The sequence below is a fragment of the Pseudomonas sp. MDT1-16 genome (assembly GCF_054898115.1).
Genome location: NZ_CM142717.1, coordinates 1,413,292 through 1,429,557, shown reverse-complemented (window position 1 = coordinate 1,429,557; position 16,266 = coordinate 1,413,292). Strand labels below are relative to the sequence as shown.

Sequence of the window (16,266 nt, the reverse complement as noted above, 5' to 3'; positions counted from 1 at the left end):
GATGCAGTGATCGACGGGGGTTTGGGGTACACAAATCCCGTAGGAGCGAGGCTTGCCCGCGAAGGCATCGCTGCGGTACATCAGATACACCGAGTCGATCCCTTCGCGGGCAAGCACCGCTCCTACAGTTCGACCTTGACCCAGCTCACAGGCTGATCAAGCCAATCGGCAAATTCGTCGATAAAGCTCTGCTTGAATCCGGCCTCGGCCCAGTTGTTGAAGATAAATCCCAGGTTGGAAAAACCGCATTCCTGCAGGAAAAGAAAGCCGTTGATGTCATCTTCATGCCCGCATTCCGGACAAGTGAAGTTATCGGTACGCCCCGGCATCCATTCTTCCAGGCTGTCGAACAGCGCTTCGCCGACTTCCTTGCGGCACTCGGCGCAGCCCGCCTCTTCAAGGAAACCCTTGGCCGGCGTATAGATGCAGCGCTTGGTGATGATCTCCAGGCCATTGATCGGTTCGCCGAACGGCAGCGCTTCCGGGTGCAGCACTACAGCGCGGGCACCGTCGCCGATGGCATGAGCCATGCGGTTGCCGGTGCGACCGCAGGTGGTCAGTTCTTCTTTAATGATGTTCTTGCGCACCAGCCAACGCACGACCGCCCGGGCCCGGGGTTCGTGCACCGGCAGTGTGGAGATTTTCGGGACGATGATGCTTTGCGAATTCATGGTGCGGCCTGCTGCGAACGCTTTAAAGAAGCCCGGCAGCTTAAGCCCCCGGCTTCAGAGGTCAAGTACTCAAATATCGTCCGATCAAGGCAATCCCACTGGCCAGTACCAACCAGGTCACCAGCCGCACGAATGCCTCGCGGGACAATCTCATGGTTAACCGCCGACCGATCCACAAGCCTGATGCCATGGCCGGCAACAAACACAGCGCCAATATCAACAAGGGTAGCTCGGCATACACACCCGCGACAGCAAACAGGCTCAAGCGCACCACGGTGCTGCAACTGATCAGCGCACTCTGGGTCGCCCGCGCCGCCTCTTTGGGTAACCGACTGTTCAAATAGATCGCATATAAAAAGCCGCCACTGCCAAACAGCGCCCCGAACATCCCGCCTACCGTGCCCATCGGCACTGCCCAAGCGGCGGACAATTGCGTCGGCCGGGTTTTGACCCACAGGCTGTAAACCGCATAGAGGCTGATGAACAAGCCCATCAACAGCAACAATAGATCGGATTTGAGGTTCAGCAGAAAGATCACCCCCAGCGTGCAGCCCACCGCCATGCAGGGCAGCAGCCGCAGCAACTCGGGCTTCGCCACATCCCGCCGCGACGGCAGCAGATTGCCGAACGCCGCGACGAAATCCAGCAGCACTAACAGCGGCACGATCTTCGACAGCGGCATGAACAGAATCAGAATCGGCCCCGCCACCAACGCGGTGCCAAATCCGGCGATACCGAACACGATGTAGGCCAGGGCGATGCCCAACCCGATCACCAGCCAATTCGTAGCGCCGAATGGCCATTGGTTCAACAACTCAAGCACGCTCATCTCCCCCGTCACTCCCAAATCCCTAGCGCTGAATCCTAGGGGATTTCTTTTGACTCATGGAGATTGATCGTCGAATGCCTTTAAACTGCGCCCCATGATTAAAGATCCCTTTGCAAGACTCGGCCTGGACCGTGAAGTCCTGACTGTCAGCCAGCTCAACGGCCGCGCGCGGGTGTTGCTCGAAGACGTGTTCAGCAACATCTGGGTTGAAGGCGAAATCTCGAATCTCGCCCGTCCGGCGTCCGGTCATGTGTATTTCACCCTCAAGGACAGCGGTGCCCAGGTGCGTTGCGCACTGTTCCGGCAGAACGCGGCGCGGGTGCGTCAGGCGTTGAAGGATGGCCTGGCGGTCAAGGTCCGCGGCAAGGTTTCGCTGTTCGAGGGCCGCGGCGACTATCAGTTGATCCTCGATACCGTGGAGCCGGCCGGTGACGGTGCGCTGCGTCTGGCCTTCGATGCGCTGAAGGAAAAACTCAGCGCCGAAGGCCTGTTCAGTGCCGAGCGCAAAGTACCGCTGCCGGCGCATCCGCAACGCATCGGCATCATCAGCTCGCCCACCGGCGCGGTGATCCGCGACATCATCAGCGTATTCCGCCGCCGCGCGCCGCAAGTGCAGCTGACGCTGATCCCCACTGCCGTGCAGGGCCGCGAAGCCACCGCGCAGATAGTCCGCGCACTGAAACTGGCGGACGCCCGCGGTTTCGACGCGCTGATTCTGGCCCGTGGTGGCGGTTCGCTGGAAGACCTCTGGTGCTTCAACGAAGAAGCCGTGGCCCGCGCCGTGGATGCTTGCGTGACGCCGATTGTCAGCGCCGTCGGCCATGAAACCGACGTGTCGATCAGCGACTTCGTGGCCGACGTTCGCGCCCCGACGCCTTCCGCCGCCGCCGAACTGCTCGCGCCAGATTCCAGCGATCTGGTCCGTCGGGTCGAAAGCCTGCATCGACGTCTGGTGATGCGCATCCGCGACCGTTTGATGCGTGATCGACTGCGCCTGGAAGGCATGTCTCGTCGCCTTCGTCACCCCGGCGAACGTCTGCGCCAGCAAGCGCAACGCCTTGATGACCTGGACATGCGCATGCGCCGCGCGTTCGAACGCAGCCTCAATACCCGCCGCGAACGGCTGATCCGTCTGGAAACCCGCCTCGCCGGGCAACATCCCGGTCGGCAACTGGCGATGCTTCGTCAGCGCCTCGACAACTTTGCCGAACGCCTGCCCCGTGCCATGCGCGAAGGGCTCAAATCCCGTCGTCTGCAACTGCAAAGTCAGGTGCAGACGCTGCAGGTGGTCAGCCCTCTTGCGACCCTCGCTCGTGGCTACAGCATTCTGTTGGATGAACGCGGCAACGCGATTCGCAGCGCCGAGCAAACCCACACGGGTCAGCGCCTGAAAGCCAGACTCGGCAACGGCGAGCTACACGTTCGGGTCGAAGACAATCACCTGACGCCTGTCACCCTTTCTTTACTGGATTGATCCATGCCGCGTTTTTTAGCTCCGTTGCTGTTGCTGTGCCTGACCTTCAACGCCCACGCCGACAGTTACATCACCCGTCTGCTGAACAAACCAGTGCCGGGCGGCGTGGCGGTGGTCGATCTCGGCACATCCGCGCAGACGCCGAAAGCCAGTTATCAAGGCAAACCGGTATTGGTGGTCAAGGAACAGAACAATTGGCTGGCGATTGTTGGCGTGCCGCTGACGGTTACACCGGGCACGCAGCAGGTCAGTAGCGGGGGTCGTAATCTCAGCTTCACGGTCGGCAGCAAGAAATACCCGGAACAGCACATCACCCTGAAGAATACGCAGCAGGTCAATCCGAACCCGGAGAATCTCAAGCGCATCGAAGGCGAACTGGCCGAGCAGATTCAGGCCTACCGCACCTTCAGCCCGAACACCCCGAGCAACCTGCTGCTGGACAAACCGGTCAACGGGCCGCTGTCGAGCAAGTTCGGTGTGCGCCGCTTCTTTAATGGTGAAGAGCGTAATCCTCACGCCGGCCTGGACTTCGCCGTTCCGGCCGGTACGCCGATCAAGACCCCGGCTACCGGCAAGGTGATCCTGATCGGTAACTACTTTTTCAACGGCAACACGGTGTTCGTCGATCACGGGCAGGGCTTTATCAGCATGTTCTGCCACCTGTCGAAAATCGACGTGACGGTTGGCCAGCCATTGGCCCGTGGTGGAGTGGTCGGGAAAGTCGGTTCCACCGGGCGCGCGACCGGGCCGCATATGCACTGGAACGTCAGCCTGAATGATGCGCGGGTTGATCCAGCCATCTTTATAGGTGCATTTCAGCCTTAGTTGTTGCGTATGGCTACTGGCCTCTTCGCGGGCAAGCCTCGCTCCTACGGATATGGGTCGTACCCAAATCGTGTGGTCACCCCGAATCCGTAGGAGCGAGGCTTGCCCGCGAAGGCGATCTCAAGGATGCGGCTTATTCAGCCTCCAGATCCTCAATCCCGTGGACTTCCCTGTGCGCCAGACACTCTTTGATCCAGGCCTGAGTGTCCTCCGAGAAGCCGGTCAACTCCTCAGTCGTAATCAACGCTCGGGCACTCAGCCCGAGCAAGTGAGAGCGGGCCTCATGTCGTGAGAACCTGAAAACACCAAACGCCCAATACAGCTCTTTCTGCCCGGCCTTCAGCAGTTCTTCGCTGGCTTCTATCCGCTCATAAGGCACCAGACTTTTATCCAGCACCGTACGCTCGACCTCCTCCATGATGCGGATACACAGGCGCTCATGGGCCAACGGACGCAGTGCACTATAAAGCTTCCAATCTGACTCGTTCATCACCGACTCCTGCCTGCCAGTAGCCCTGTTGAGTGTTTAAGAATAGCCGCCCTGACCGAGCTGCGGCCGCCAACTTTCAATTGCGCATCGTTCAAACCTCGCGCAACCATAAAAACAATCAACACCCTTCACCGCAATTAAATCTCGATAAAGAAGACTTTTAGAGGATTCCTCTCAATTTTTTTCGACCGCTTGCCATCCTTCACCCTCGCGGTTAGGGTTGAAGGCATGAAAACCTCTCACACCCTCATTCAGCTTCGCCAGCACCGCAGCCTGTGCCTTGTCAGTGCACGACTGCCGGGCTGAATTTGCGGTGCCTCGCCCTACGCTTTTCCCCAAGAACATTTGATCCACCGGCAGGCCGCCTTTTTTCGGCCCACACAATTAAGGATTTCCCGATGAGCATGCTCAAAGACCCGTCTTCGAAATACCGCGCGTTCCCGACCATCGACATCCCGGACCGCACCTGGCCGTCGAAGACCATTACCGCCGCGCCGATCTGGTGCAGCTCCGACCTTCGTGACGGTAACCAGTCGCTGATCGAGCCAATGGACGCGGTCAAGAAGCTGCGTTTCTGGAAAACCCTGGTGCAGGTCGGCGTAAAAGAAATCGAAGCGTCGTTCCCGGCGGCTTCGCAAACCGATTTCGACTTCGTGCGTACCCTGATCGAAGGCAACCACATCCCGGACGACACCACCATTCAGGTGCTGACCCAGGGCCGTGAAGATTTGATCGAGCGCACCTTCGAATCCCTGCGCGGAGCGAAGAAAGCCATCGTTCACCTGTACAACGCCACCTCCCCGTCCTTCCGCCGCATTGTCTTCAATCAGGACAAGGAAGGGGTCAAGGCCATCGCCGTGAACGCGGCCAAGCTGTTCGTCAAATACGCCGCGCAGCAGCCGAACACCGAGTGGACCTTCGAATACTCGCCAGAAACCTTCAGCGCCACCGAACTGGAATTCGCCAAGGAAGTCTGCGACGCGGTGATCGAAGTCTGGAACCCGACGCCTGAGCACAAGGTGATCCTCAACCTGCCGGCCACCGTCGAATGCGCGACCCCGAACATCTATGCTGACCAGATCGAATGGTTCGGCCGTCACATCAACCGTCGTGACAGCGTGATCATCAGCCTGCACACCCACAACGACCGTGGCACGGGTGTTGCCGCCACAGAGCTGGGCCTGATGGCCGGCGCCGACCGTGTCGAAGGCTGCCTGTTCGGCAACGGCGAGCGCACCGGTAACGTCGATCTCGTGACCGTGGCACTGAACCTCTACACCCAGGGCATTCACCCTGAGCTGGACTTCTCCGACATCGACGGCGTGCGTAAAGTCGTCGAAGAATGCAACCAGATTCAAGTGCACCCACGTCACCCGTACGTCGGCGACCTGGTTCACACTGCGTTCTCCGGCTCCCACCAGGACGCCATCCGCAAGGGCTTCGCCCAGCAGAAACCGGACGCTCTGTGGGAAGTACCGTACTTGCCGATCGACCCGGCCGACATCGGCCGCAGCTACGAGGCGGTGATCCGCGTCAACAGCCAGTCGGGCAAGGGCGGTATCGCCTACCTGCTGGAACAGGAATACGGCATCAGCTTGCCGCGTCGCATGCAGATCGAGTTCAGCCAAGTGGTGCAGCGTGAAACAGATCGCCTGGGTCTGGAGATGACCGCCAAGCAGATCCACGCGTTGCTTCACAGCGAGTACTTGCAGGCCAACACCCCGTACGCGCTGGTCAGCCATCGCCTGCAGGAAGAAAACGGCCATAGCGCCGTGGAAGTGGAAGTCTCCAGCAAAGGTCAGGGTGAAACCAACCTGCACTGGCGTGGCAAGGGCAACGGTGCCCTGGAAGCGCTGGTGGCCGGCCTGCCGATTCCGGTTGAAATCATGGACTACAACGAACACGCCATCGGTTCGGGCACCCATGCCAAGGCGGCGGCCTACATTGAACTGCGCGTGAACGGTGAACGTGCGGTGCATGGCGTCGGTATCGATGAAAACATCACCACCGCCAGCTTCAAGGCCCTGTTCAGCGCACTGAACCGCTCGCTGAGCCAGCCGGAAGCGAAAGCGGCGTAAGCCTTCGCTGAAATGCAAAAGGCCCCGGGGTGAGAACCTCGGGGCCTTTTTGTTTGCCCTGATCGTTCCCACGCAGAGCGTGGGAACGATCGGTTACGTGAACTCGAAGGTATCCGCATCCAGATTCGCCGGAAACCGCGTGCGATAGGCCGCCAGATCCGCAGCGCTCAGAACGACCTTGAACACCCCATCCGCTTCGCCTGCGCTGAGCAATGTCTCACCCTGAAAATCCAATACCTGACTGTCACCGGTATACGCAAAGCCTTTACCGTCAGTGCCGATCCGATTCACCGCCGCCACGTAGCAGAGGTTTTCGATCGCCCGCGCTGGCAGCAAACGGTTCCAGTGCTGACGCCGTGCACCCGGCCAGTTGGCGGTGTACAGCAACAGGTCGGTATCCTGAGAATCGCGGCTCCAGACCGGGAAGCGCAGGTCGTAGCAAATCAGTGGCCGCACTCGCCAGCCCTTGAGTTCGAACTGCACCTGGCGCTCGCCGGGGGTGTAGTGATTGTGTTCACCGGCCATGCGAAACAGATGGCGCTTGTCGTAGTGCCACACCTCCCCGTCCGGCCGCGCCCACAACAGGCGATTGCGATGGCTGCCGTCAGCCGCCTGGACGATCACGCTGCCGGTGATCACCGCATCCAGTTTCGCTGCCTGCACCCGCAGCCATTTGCTGGTCGGACCATTTTCGGGCTCGGCGAGCGTTTCCGACTCCATGGAAAAACCGGTGGTGAACATCTCCGGCAGAATGATCAGGTCAGCGCCGCGAGCCTGTTCCAGCAACTGCTCGAAATGCTCCAGATTGGCCTGACGATCATGCCAGGCCAGGGTGGTCTGGATCAGTGCAATGTTCAGATTGGGTAGCGCGCTCAGATCACGCATAGTTTTTCCGCTGCTTCACGCAGGGTCTCCTCGCGTTTGGCGAAGCACAGGCGCACCAGGCGCTGGCCTTCGGGCGGTGTCTGGTAGAACACCGAGATCGGGATGCTCGCCACGCCATGCTCGCGGGTCATCCACAACGCCATCTCGACATCGTCGAGGTCCGGACGGATCTGCGAGTAATCGACCAACTGGAAATACGTACCGGCCACTCGGGTGAAGCTGAAGCGCGACGGCGTCAGCAGATCGCAGAACAGGTCGCGCTTGGCCTGATAGAACGCCGGCAGTTCCTCGACGTGTTCCGGGTGCTCGGCCATGTAATCGGCCAAGGCGTATTGCAGCGGCGTCACGCCGCAGAAACTGACGTATTGGTGAACCTTGCGCAGCTCGGCGGTGAGAGCCGGCGGCGCGACCACGTAGCCGGTTTTCCAGCCAGTGACGTGGTAGGTCTTGCCGAAAGAACTGACGACGAAGGCGCGTTGATACAGCTCTTCGTGATTCAGCACGCTGACGTGAGGCACGCCGTCGAAGACCAGGTGTTCGTAGACTTCGTCGCTGACGATGTAGATGTCGCGATCGCGAATCAACGCCGCCATCTGATCCAGTTCGGCACGACTGATCAGCGCGCCGCTTGGGTTGTGCGGAGAGTTGAGAACGATCATCCGGGTGCGCGGCGTAATCGCTTCGGCAAGCTTCTGAAAGTCGATGGCAAAGTCATTCAAACCGAGTTGCACATGGACGCAACGACCACCCGCCAGTTCCACCGACGGCTCGTAGCTGTCGTAGCACGGATCGAACACGATCACTTCGTCGCCGCTATGGATAATTGCCTGAATCGCACAGAAGATCGCTTGAGTGGCGCCGGGAGTGACCGTCACTTCATGGTCGGCATCCACATTGACGCCGTAGCTGCGGGTGATCTTCGCCGCAATTTGCTGACGCAATGCCGGCAAGCCGGTCATCGGCGAATACTGATTGTGGCCATTGGCGATATGCCGCCCGACCGCATCGCACAGGGCCTGCGGGGCATCGAAATCGGGAAAACCCTGGGACAGATTCAGCGCCCCGGTTTGCGCCGCGAGCTGAGACATCTGAGTGAAGATAGTGATGCCGACATTCGGCAGCTTACTGGTGATCATCGTTGATTCCCTGCTCTACACCCGGCGCTAACGACGGCGCGGGAGAGTCCGAGGATAGCCCAAACGGCGCCCATAAAAAAAGGGCGCCTTAAGCGCCCTTTCTTGAACCCGGTCCTGTGGGAGCAAGGCTTGCCCGCGATGGCCACACTGCTGTGTATCAGGTACACCGCGTCATCGTTCTTCGCGGGCAAGCCTCGCTCCTACAGAAGCCAGGTCGACCGTGAATCAGCGCTTGTCTCTACGCTTCTTGTCAGCTTTCTTGTGGTGCGACATCATGCGACGCTTCTTGTTGACCTGACGGTCGGTGAGCGAGTTCTTGTTGCCTTCGTACGGGTTCTCGCCGCCCTTGAACTCGATGCGGATCGGCGTACCGACCAGCTTCAAGACACGACGGTAAGTGTTTTCCAGATAACGCACGTAAGACTTCGGCACCTTCTCGATCTGGTTACCGTGAATCACGATGATCGGCGGGTTCGCGCCACCCAAGTGGGCATAACGCAGCTTGATCCGGCGATTGTTGACCATCGGTGGCGCGTGCTCACCGACCGCGTCTTCCAGAATCGTGGTCAGGCGGTTGGTTGGCCAGCGGGTGACCGCAGACTTGAACGAGTTCTGTACGGAGGCGTAGAGGTTGCCCACACCCGTGCCGTGCAGGGCCGAGATGAAGTGAATGTCGGCGTAGTCAACGAAGAACAGTCGACGTTGCAGCTCGACCTTCACGAAGTCGCGCTCGCTCGGCGTCATGCCGTCCCACTTGTTGATCGCGATCACCAGCGCACGACCCGACTCAATGGCAAAGCCCAGCAGGTTGAGGTCGTGGTCGACCACGCCTTCGCGGGCGTCCATCACAAAGATCACCACGTTGGCGTCTTTGATGGCTTGCAGGGTTTTGACCACGGAGAATTTTTCGACTTCTTCGTGGATCTTGCCGCGCTTGCGCACACCGGCGGTGTCGATCAGCGTGTACTTCTCGTCGTTACGCTCGAACGGGATGTAGATACTGTCGCGGGTGGTGCCGGGCTCGTCATAAACGATGACACGGTCTTCACCGAGCATGCGGTTGACGAGGGTCGACTTGCCGACGTTTGGCCGGCCGATGATGGCGATCTTGATCCCGTCTTTTTCGCTTGGGCCAGGAATGCGCTTGGCTTCCTCGCCTTCGGCAACGATCTCTTCCTCGCCTTCTTCTAGCTCGTCATCGTCTTTCGGGAAGGTGCTCAGGGCGATTTCCAGCATCTGGGTGATGCCACGACCGTGGGCACCGGCGATCGGAATCGCGTGGCCCATGCCCAACGGGGCGAACTCGGCGCGGGCCATTTCAGGGTCGATGTTGTCGACCTTGTTGGCAACCACGTAAGAACGCTTGTTACGTTTGCGCAAATGCTCGGCGATCATCTGGTCGGCGGCGGTAAAACCGGCCTTGGCATCTACCAGAAACAGAACGACATCCGCTTCTTCAATGGCCAGCAGCGACTGCTCGGCCATTTTTTCGTCCATACCGTGCTCGTCACCGGAGATACCGCCGGTGTCGACCAGAATGTAGGAACGCCCTTGCCACTTGGCCTCACCGTATTGGCGATCACGGGTCAGACCGGACAAGTCGCCGACGATGGCGTCGCGAGTCCTGGTCAGGCGGTTGAACAAGGTGGACTTGCCGACGTTCGGTCGGCCCACCAGGGCGATTACGGGAACCATGCGGCTCTCCACTTCGTTATTTCAGAAAATACAAAAGCCGCTGCGAGGCAGCGGCTGGTGCTCGGGGCAGCGCCTGTGAGCGCTGCGAGCCCCGCAGAACGGGGCCGCTTGGGGAACTAACCCCAAGCATAGTCAAACCTTTACTTAATGGTCAGGGCTTCCAGTTTGCCGCTGTTGCCATACAGATAAATCGTGTCACCCACTACCAACGGACGGGCACGCAGGCCGTCGCTGTCAATGCGCTCGCGGCCGACGAAACGACCGTCAACCTGACTCAGCAGATGCAGGTAACCTTCCATATCACCGACTGCAACATAGCTGGAGAACACTTCCGGAGCCGACAGTTGACGACGGGCCAGCGAATCGTTGCTCCACAAGGCTGTGGTGGAACGTTCGTCGACGCCTTCAACGGTGCCCGAAGACAGGCTCACGTAAACGCTGCCAAACCCCTGGGCGACACCGGCGTAGCTGGAAGCATCACGCTGCCAGAGCTGACGACCGCTTTCCAGATCCAGTGCCGCAACGCGACCCTGATAGCTGGCGACATACAGCGTACCGCCGGACAGCAGCAAGCCACCGTCGATATCGACAACGCGCTCCAGTTCCGAACGACCTTGTGGAATCGCTACACGTTGTTCCCATACCGGCACGCCGTTGGAGATATCGAGAGCGACCACTTTACCGGTCGACAGGCCAGCCACCGCGAGGCGGTTGGTGACGATCGGCGCACTGGTGCCGCGCAGGGTCAATACCGCTGGAGTGCTGTCATACAACCAGCGCTGGGTACCGGTAGCGGCATCCAAACCGATCAGACGGTCATCCTGAGTCTGAACCACCACCACGTCACCGTTGCTGACCGGCGGCGCGAGGACTTCACTGGACACGCGAGCGCGCCATTTCTCTTCGCCGCTGCTGGCGTCAAGGGCAACGATTTCGCCCTTGATCGTACCGATCATGAGCAGACCGTAACTCACGCCAACGGCGCCGGAAACAGGCAGCTCGAGATCTTTCTTCCATTTGACGTCGCCATTGCTGCGATCCATCGCCATCACCACACCGGTGACGTCGGCGGCATAGATGGTATCGCCATCGATCGCCGGAACCAGCATGTTGTACGTTTTGCCCTGACCGTCACCGATCGAACGACTCCACTGCTTTTGCAAAACCACTTCTTCTTTGAAGTCGGTCAACTCGGCCGGTGGCAGTTCTTTTTTGCTGTTGCTGCTGCAACCCGCGGCCAATATGGCCAGAGCCAGCAATGCTGCATGTTTCCAACGAATCACGTCACGCATCCCCTTTGGCCAGGTCGTCCAGCTTGATTTGTAGGCCACCGACCGCCGCTTCATCCGACAGTGCCGCCTTGGCTTTTTGATACGCCGTGTTCGCTTCGTCGGTACGACCCAATTGCACCAACAGGTCGCCTTTGAGCTCTTCGCGAGTGGCCAGGAATGCTTTGTCGGCATCGCCTTCGAGCAGTTTCAGGGCTTCATCGGCCTTGTTCTGCGCGGCCAGCACCTGCGCCAGGCGCTGACGGGCGATTTCGCCCAATGCCGGGTTGGCCGGTTTGGCGGTAACGGCCTTCAGCTCGATGGCTGCGTCATCCAGCTTGCCGCTGTCGACCGCGACTTTCGCCACGAACAGGCTGCCATATTGCGCGTAAGCGGTGCCACCGAACTCGCTGTTGAGCTTGCCGGCCAAGTCCGAAACACGGGCGGCATCAGGCTTGCCGTCAGGCGTCAGCGTGGTTTCCAGCAATTGCTGATAGAGCATCGAGGCGCCTTGCGACTGATTGCTCTGATACTTTTGAAAAGCCTGCCAGCCGAACACGATGACCAGCGCCAACAGGCCGCCAGTGACCAGGGGCTTGCCGTTGCGTGTCCACCAGTCCTTCAAATCCGCCAGGTTTTCGTCTTCGGTACTCGACACCCCAATACTCCTTAATCGCTAAATCGGCTGTTTATGACAGCTTCAACCCTGCACGACGCAGGTGGCCAGGTGTGCAGCAAGCGCATCCCAGGCAATGCTTTGTTGTTCGCCCTGGCCACGCAGGGGTTTGAAACCTACCACTTGCTGGGCCATTTCGTCGTCACCGAGGATCAGCGCGTACAGCGCACCGCTCTTGTCGGCCTTCTTGAACTGGCTTTTGAAGCTGCCGGCGCCGGCATTCACTTGCAGGCGCAGGTTGGGCAATTGATCACGAACACGTTCGCTCAGCGCCAGACCGGCCAGCTCGGCGGCTTCGCCGAAGGCGCAGAGATAGACGTCGACCTGACGGGAGATTTCTTCCGGGATCTGCTCCAGGGTTTCAAGCAGCAGCACCAGGCGCTCGATACCCATGGCGAAACCAACGCCAGGGGTCGGTTTGCCGCCCATCTGCTCCACCAGACCATCGTAACGACCACCGGCACACACAGTGCCTTGAGCGCCCAACTGGTCGGTGACCCATTCGAAAACGGTCTTGCTGTAGTAATCCAGCCCGCGTACCAGCTTCGGGTTGATCACGTAAGGAATGCCGGCGGCGTCCAGACGAGCCTTGAGGCCCTCGAAGTGCACACGAGACTCTTCGTCGAGGTAATCGGCCATTTTCGGCGCATCGACCAGCACGGCTTGAGTGTCAGCGTTCTTGGTATCCAGAACCCGCAATGGGTTGGTCTTCAGACGGCGCTGGCTGTCTTCGTCCAGCTTGTCCAGGCGGGCCGAGAGGAACTCGACCAGCGCTTCACGATAACGACCACGGGACTCGGCGGTGCCCAGGCTATTGAGCTCGAGCTTGACCGCATCACGGATGCCCAGCTCGCCCCACAGGCGCCAGGTCAGTACGATCAACTCGGCATCGATGTCCGGACCGTCGAGGTTGAAGACTTCGCAACCGATCTGGTGGAACTGGCGATAACGGCCTTTCTGCGGACGTTCGTGGCGGAACATCGGGCCGATGTACCAGAGTTTCTGCACCTGGCCACCGCCGGTGATGCCGTGCTCAAGCACCGCACGCACGCAGGCCGCCGTGCCTTCAGGGCGCAGGGTCAGGGAATCGCCGTTGCGGTCGTCGAAGGTGTACATCTCTTTTTCGACGATGTCGGTCACTTCACCGATGGAGCGCTTGAACAGCTCGGTGAACTCGACGATCGGCATGCGGATCTGCTTGTAACCGTAGTTATCCAGCAAACGCGAGACAGTGCCCTCGAAATGACGCCACAGGGGAGTCTGTTCGGGCAGGATGTCGTTCATGCCACGAATGGCTTGCAGAGACTTGCTCACTTAAAATCCTTAAATTCGTTCGATCAGCCGCGAGCGATTACAGCTGCGTCGGCTTCGACCTTTTCGGCCGCTTTCTGACGGATCAAGCGTTCAAGCTCATCCACCAGATTGTCATTCGTCAGTTTCTGCGACGGCTTGCCGTCGATATAAATCAAGTTTGGCGTGCCGCCGGTCAAGCCAATATGGGCTTCCTTGGCTTCGCCTGGCCCGTTGACCACGCAACCGATCACCGCGACATCCAGCGGCACCAGCAGGTCTTCAAGGCGCCCTTCCAGCTCGTTCATGGTTTTGACCACATCGAAGTTCTGCCGCGAGCAGCTCGGGCAGGCGATGAAGTTGATGCCACGGGAACGCAGGTGCAGGGATTTGAGAATGTCGTAGCCGACTTTCACTTCCTCGACCGGGTCGGCCGCCAACGAGATGCGAATAGTATCGCCAATCCCTTCGGCGAGCAGCATACCGAGGCCCACGGCGGATTTCACCGTGCCTGAACGCAAACCACCGGCTTCGGTGATGCCCAGGTGCAGCGGCTGGACGATTTCCTTGGCCAGCAAACGATAAGCGGCGACGGCCATGAACACATCGGAGGCTTTGACGCTGACCTTGAAGTCCTGAAAATTCAGGCGTTCAAGGTGCTCGACGTGACGCAGGGCGGATTCAACCAGCGCCGCCGGGGTCGGCTCGCCGTATTTCTTTTGCAGGTCTTTTTCCAGGGAACCGGCGTTCACACCAATGCGAATCGGAATCCCGCGATCACGGGCGGCATCGACTACTGCACGCACGCGGTCTTCGCGACCGATATTGCCCGGGTTGATCCGCAGGCAGTCAACGCCCAGTTCGGCGACGCGCAGCGCGATTTTGTAGTCGAAGTGAATGTCGGCAACCAGTGGAACCTTGACCAGTTGCTTGATCTTGCCGAAGGCTTCGGCGGCGTCCATGTCCGGCACGGAAATGCGCACGATATCGACGCCAGCGGCTTCCAGACGATTGATCTGGGCAACGGTGGCGGCTACGTCATTGGTGTCGCTGTTGGTCATGCTCTGCACAGCGATAGGCGCATCGCCGCCAACAGGCACGTTACCGACCCAAATCTTGCGCGATTCGCGACGTTTGATTGGAGATTCGCCGTGCATGACTTATTGACCCAACTTCAGGCGAGCAGTCTCGCCACTGGTGAACGGAGCGATATCAACCACCTGCCCGTTGTAGCTGACTTGCGCGCCACGGGCGAAGCCCAGACGCACAGAAAAGGGTGGTTTGCCGCTGACAGAAACATTTTCGCCTTTACGCTTGAGACCGCTCAACAATACTTTGCCGCTGCCGTCGGTCACTTGCGTCCAGCAATCGGCGGTGAATTGCAGTTGAACCTGCCCCTGGCCGGAAACCGGTGCAGCCGCTGCTGGAGCGGGGATGGTTGGCGTGACCGAAGCGGACGCAGGCGGGGCCGATACAACAGGAGCAGTCGGAGCAGGCGCTACCGGCGTCGCGACAACCGACGCAGCGCTGTGCGTCGGTGCTGCGGGCGCGGGAGTCGCCGGTGCAGCCGGAACTACTGCTTCAGCAACAGCCGGAGCCTCATCGGACGTTTCGGCTTGCGGCAGTGCGAGATCGGTTGTGCCGTCCGCCTGACCTTCCGCGACAGCCTGGTCTTCCGGCTCGTCCAGCGGATGGATCTGGGTGGTGCCGTCAGCACCTTCGACTTCAACGTGCTCCGGGCTCAGGCTCGTCACTTCCTTGGTGCGCAACGAGGTTTGATCCTGCCACCAGACAAATCCACCGCCGATCACAGCCAGCAGCAACAGCAGACTGACAATTCGCAAAATGGTGTGGGAAACCCGAACCGGCTCTTCGATACGTCCCAGGCTATGAACGTTGCTGCCCTGGGAGTCGGTGCCGGTGGATTGGTCGAACTGCTGGACCAGTACGGTTTGATCCATGCCCAGCAATTTCGCGTAGGCGCGAATATAACCGCGAGCAAAAGTATGCCCAGGCAGCTTGTCGAAAGCGCCGGTTTCCAGATTGCTCAGGGAATTGACGGTGAGGTTGAGCTTGAGGGCCACTTCAGCCAGCGACCAGCCATTGCTTTCGCGGGCCTGGCGCAAGGTCTCACCGGGGTTAACGCGATTCGCTGCTACAACTTCGGGATGCGCCGCTTTCATCATTGCTCCGACAGGTATTGCTGATATTCCGGCGTACCGGGATAGAGTCGTTTTAGTTGCAGGCCAAAACTGGCGGCCTTGTCGCGATCTTCAAACACTTTTGCCAGCCGAACGCCGAGCAATAGACTACGTGCATTTTGCTCGGTGAGCAGGCTAAAACGATCGTAATAGTCACGCGCGGGCACATAATGCCTGTCTTCGTAAGACAACTCAGCCATTTCCAGCAATGCACGTGGCTGTTGGCGATTCAAACGCAGGGCTTTTTCCAGCTGCTGCTGCGCCAGATCCCGCTGGCCCAGCTTCGAAGCGGTCATGCCGAGGTTCTCGAACACCCGCGAACGCTCGGGATACATGGTATCGGCGGCAGCCTGTTCAAAGCGCTCGTACGCCTCTTTGTACCGTTTCTCTTCGAAAAGGAAACTTCCGTAGTTGTTCAGGATTCGCGCATCGTTGGGGCGCGAAGCCAGCGCCTTGCGAAAATGCTCGTCCGCCAGCTCCGGCTCCATCTCGGCTTGAAACACCAGACCCAGCGCAGCATTGGCGTCTGGATCCGAGTCATTCAGATCCAACGCTTTCTTCAACGGTACTTTCGCCCGTTCGGTCATGCCTTGTTGCAAGTAGCCCAAGCCCAGCTGTACATAGGCGGCACGCGCTTCATCGCGACCCTTGCTGGTCTTCATCGGGTTGAAATCGCCCGACAGGACACAACCAGCACACAGGCTGGCCAACAGCAACAGCAGCGCGAAGCGCAGGGACATAGAGATCC

Annotated in this window: 15 protein-coding genes; 3 read left to right on the top strand and 12 right to left on the bottom strand. The window is 59.5% G+C overall.

All coding sequences use genetic code 11. The features are described from left to right. Positions 1 to 122: 122 nt before the first annotated feature. Positions 123 to 671, bottom strand: coding sequence for a sugar ABC transporter ATPase (locus ACYZT3_RS06410; RefSeq protein WP_282375273.1), 549 nt, complete (start codon positions 669 to 671; stop codon positions 123 to 125). 61 nt (positions 672 to 732) lie between these two features. Further along, the gene (locus ACYZT3_RS06405) at positions 733 to 1,500 is read right to left on the bottom strand and encodes a sulfite exporter TauE/SafE family protein (protein ID WP_462031729.1); all 768 of its coding nucleotides are present in this window, start codon (positions 1,498 to 1,500) and stop codon (positions 733 to 735) included. Positions 1,501 to 1,594: 94 nt separating this feature from the next. Between ACYZT3_RS06405 and xseA the strand changes: the two genes are divergently transcribed. Then, the gene (gene xseA, locus ACYZT3_RS06400) at positions 1,595 to 2,974 is read left to right on the top strand and encodes an exodeoxyribonuclease VII large subunit (protein WP_282375271.1); all 1,380 of its coding nucleotides are present in this window, start codon (positions 1,595 to 1,597) and stop codon (positions 2,972 to 2,974) included. 3 nt (positions 2,975 to 2,977) lie between these two features. Then, entirely contained in the window at positions 2,978 to 3,799 is an 822-nt protein-coding gene (locus ACYZT3_RS06395; RefSeq protein ID WP_462031728.1) for a peptidoglycan DD-metalloendopeptidase family protein, read from the top strand. A gap of 133 nt (positions 3,800 to 3,932) precedes the next feature. Here the strand turns inward: ACYZT3_RS06395 and ACYZT3_RS06390 are convergent, their stop codons facing one another. After that, on the bottom strand, positions 3,933 to 4,289 hold the full coding sequence (locus tag ACYZT3_RS06390; protein ID WP_282375269.1) for a hypothetical protein: 357 nt from the start codon (positions 4,287 to 4,289) through the stop codon (positions 3,933 to 3,935). Between the two features lie 398 nt (positions 4,290 to 4,687). Between ACYZT3_RS06390 and leuA the strand changes: the two genes are divergently transcribed. Continuing rightward, on the top strand, positions 4,688 to 6,367 hold the full coding sequence (gene leuA / locus ACYZT3_RS06385) for a 2-isopropylmalate synthase (protein ID WP_282375268.1): 1,680 nt from the start codon (positions 4,688 to 4,690) through the stop codon (positions 6,365 to 6,367). A 93-nt stretch (positions 6,368 to 6,460) separates the two neighbouring features. On the opposite strand, the gene ACYZT3_RS06380 is transcribed toward leuA, so the two are convergent. The 9 genes from ACYZT3_RS06380 to pilW form a co-directional block, all read right to left on the bottom strand. After that, positions 6,461 to 7,252 (bottom strand): amidohydrolase, encoded by a 792-nt coding sequence (locus ACYZT3_RS06380; RefSeq protein WP_282375267.1) that lies wholly within the window; start codon positions 7,250 to 7,252, stop codon positions 6,461 to 6,463. After that, positions 7,240 to 8,388, bottom strand: a complete 1,149-nt coding sequence (locus ACYZT3_RS06375; protein ID WP_462031727.1) for a pyridoxal phosphate-dependent aminotransferase — start codon at positions 8,386 to 8,388, stop codon at positions 7,240 to 7,242. The genes ACYZT3_RS06380 and ACYZT3_RS06375 overlap by 13 nt, the downstream gene beginning before the upstream one ends. Before the next feature lie 225 nt (positions 8,389 to 8,613). After that, positions 8,614 to 10,083 carry a ribosome biogenesis GTPase Der gene (gene der / locus ACYZT3_RS06370; RefSeq protein WP_283183095.1) on the bottom strand — a complete coding sequence of 490 codons (1,470 nt, stop codon included), beginning with the start codon at positions 10,081 to 10,083 and terminating at the stop codon, positions 8,614 to 8,616. A gap of 140 nt (positions 10,084 to 10,223) precedes the next feature. Next, positions 10,224 to 11,375, bottom strand: a complete 1,152-nt coding sequence (gene bamB, locus ACYZT3_RS06365; protein ID WP_282375264.1) for an outer membrane protein assembly factor BamB — start codon at positions 11,373 to 11,375, stop codon at positions 10,224 to 10,226. Next, on the bottom strand, positions 11,368 to 12,009 hold the full coding sequence (locus ACYZT3_RS06360; protein WP_282375263.1) for a tetratricopeptide repeat protein: 642 nt from the start codon (positions 12,007 to 12,009) through the stop codon (positions 11,368 to 11,370). The genes bamB and ACYZT3_RS06360 overlap by 8 nt, the downstream gene beginning before the upstream one ends. 42 nt (positions 12,010 to 12,051) lie before the next feature. After that, a complete protein-coding gene (gene hisS / locus ACYZT3_RS06355) occupies positions 12,052 to 13,341 on the bottom strand; it encodes a histidine--tRNA ligase (RefSeq protein ID WP_462004154.1) in 1,290 nt (429 codons plus the stop codon). 23 nt (positions 13,342 to 13,364) lie between these two features. Further along, entirely contained in the window at positions 13,365 to 14,474 is a 1,110-nt protein-coding gene (ispG, locus tag ACYZT3_RS06350) for a flavodoxin-dependent (E)-4-hydroxy-3-methylbut-2-enyl-diphosphate synthase (RefSeq protein WP_010457850.1), read from the bottom strand. Between the two features lie 3 nt (positions 14,475 to 14,477). Next, positions 14,478 to 15,500 carry a RodZ domain-containing protein gene (locus tag ACYZT3_RS06345; protein ID WP_462031726.1) on the bottom strand — a complete coding sequence of 341 codons (1,023 nt, stop codon included), beginning with the start codon at positions 15,498 to 15,500 and terminating at the stop codon, positions 14,478 to 14,480. Beyond that, entirely contained in the window at positions 15,500 to 16,258 is a 759-nt protein-coding gene (gene pilW, locus ACYZT3_RS06340) for a type IV pilus biogenesis/stability protein PilW (RefSeq protein WP_282375260.1), read from the bottom strand. Before pilW ends, ACYZT3_RS06345 begins: the two co-directional genes overlap by 1 nt. Positions 16,259 to 16,266: the final 8 nt, after the last annotated feature.

Bases quoted from the DNA above. Each gene is read 5' to 3' on its own strand.
- ispG (WP_010457850.1), bottom strand. From the start codon at position 14,474: ATGCACGGCGAATCTCCAATCAAACGTCGCGAATCGCGCAAGATTTGG.
- ACYZT3_RS06380 (WP_282375267.1), bottom strand. From the start codon at position 7,252: ATGCGTGATCTGAGCGCGCTACCCAATCTGAACATTGCACTGATCCAG.
- ACYZT3_RS06375 (WP_462031727.1), bottom strand. From the start codon at position 8,388: ATGATCACCAGTAAGCTGCCGAATGTCGGCATCACTATCTTCACTCAG.
- ACYZT3_RS06390 (WP_282375269.1), bottom strand. From the start codon at position 4,289: ATGAACGAGTCAGATTGGAAGCTTTATAGTGCACTGCGTCCGTTGGCC.
- leuA (WP_282375268.1), top strand. From the start codon at position 4,688: ATGAGCATGCTCAAAGACCCGTCTTCGAAATACCGCGCGTTCCCGACC.
- ACYZT3_RS06345 (WP_462031726.1), bottom strand. From the start codon at position 15,500: ATGAAAGCGGCGCATCCCGAAGTTGTAGCAGCGAATCGCGTTAACCCC.
- der (WP_283183095.1), bottom strand. From the start codon at position 10,083: ATGGTTCCCGTAATCGCCCTGGTGGGCCGACCGAACGTCGGCAAGTCC.
- ACYZT3_RS06395 (WP_462031728.1), top strand. From the start codon at position 2,978: ATGCCGCGTTTTTTAGCTCCGTTGCTGTTGCTGTGCCTGACCTTCAAC.
- pilW (WP_282375260.1), bottom strand. From the start codon at position 16,258: ATGTCCCTGCGCTTCGCGCTGCTGTTGCTGTTGGCCAGCCTGTGTGCT.
- bamB (WP_282375264.1), bottom strand. From the start codon at position 11,375: ATGCGTGACGTGATTCGTTGGAAACATGCAGCATTGCTGGCTCTGGCC.
- ACYZT3_RS06405 (WP_462031729.1), bottom strand. From the start codon at position 1,500: ATGAGCGTGCTTGAGTTGTTGAACCAATGGCCATTCGGCGCTACGAAT.
- ACYZT3_RS06410 (WP_282375273.1), bottom strand. From the start codon at position 671: ATGAATTCGCAAAGCATCATCGTCCCGAAAATCTCCACACTGCCGGTG.
- xseA (WP_282375271.1), top strand. From the start codon at position 1,595: ATGATTAAAGATCCCTTTGCAAGACTCGGCCTGGACCGTGAAGTCCTG.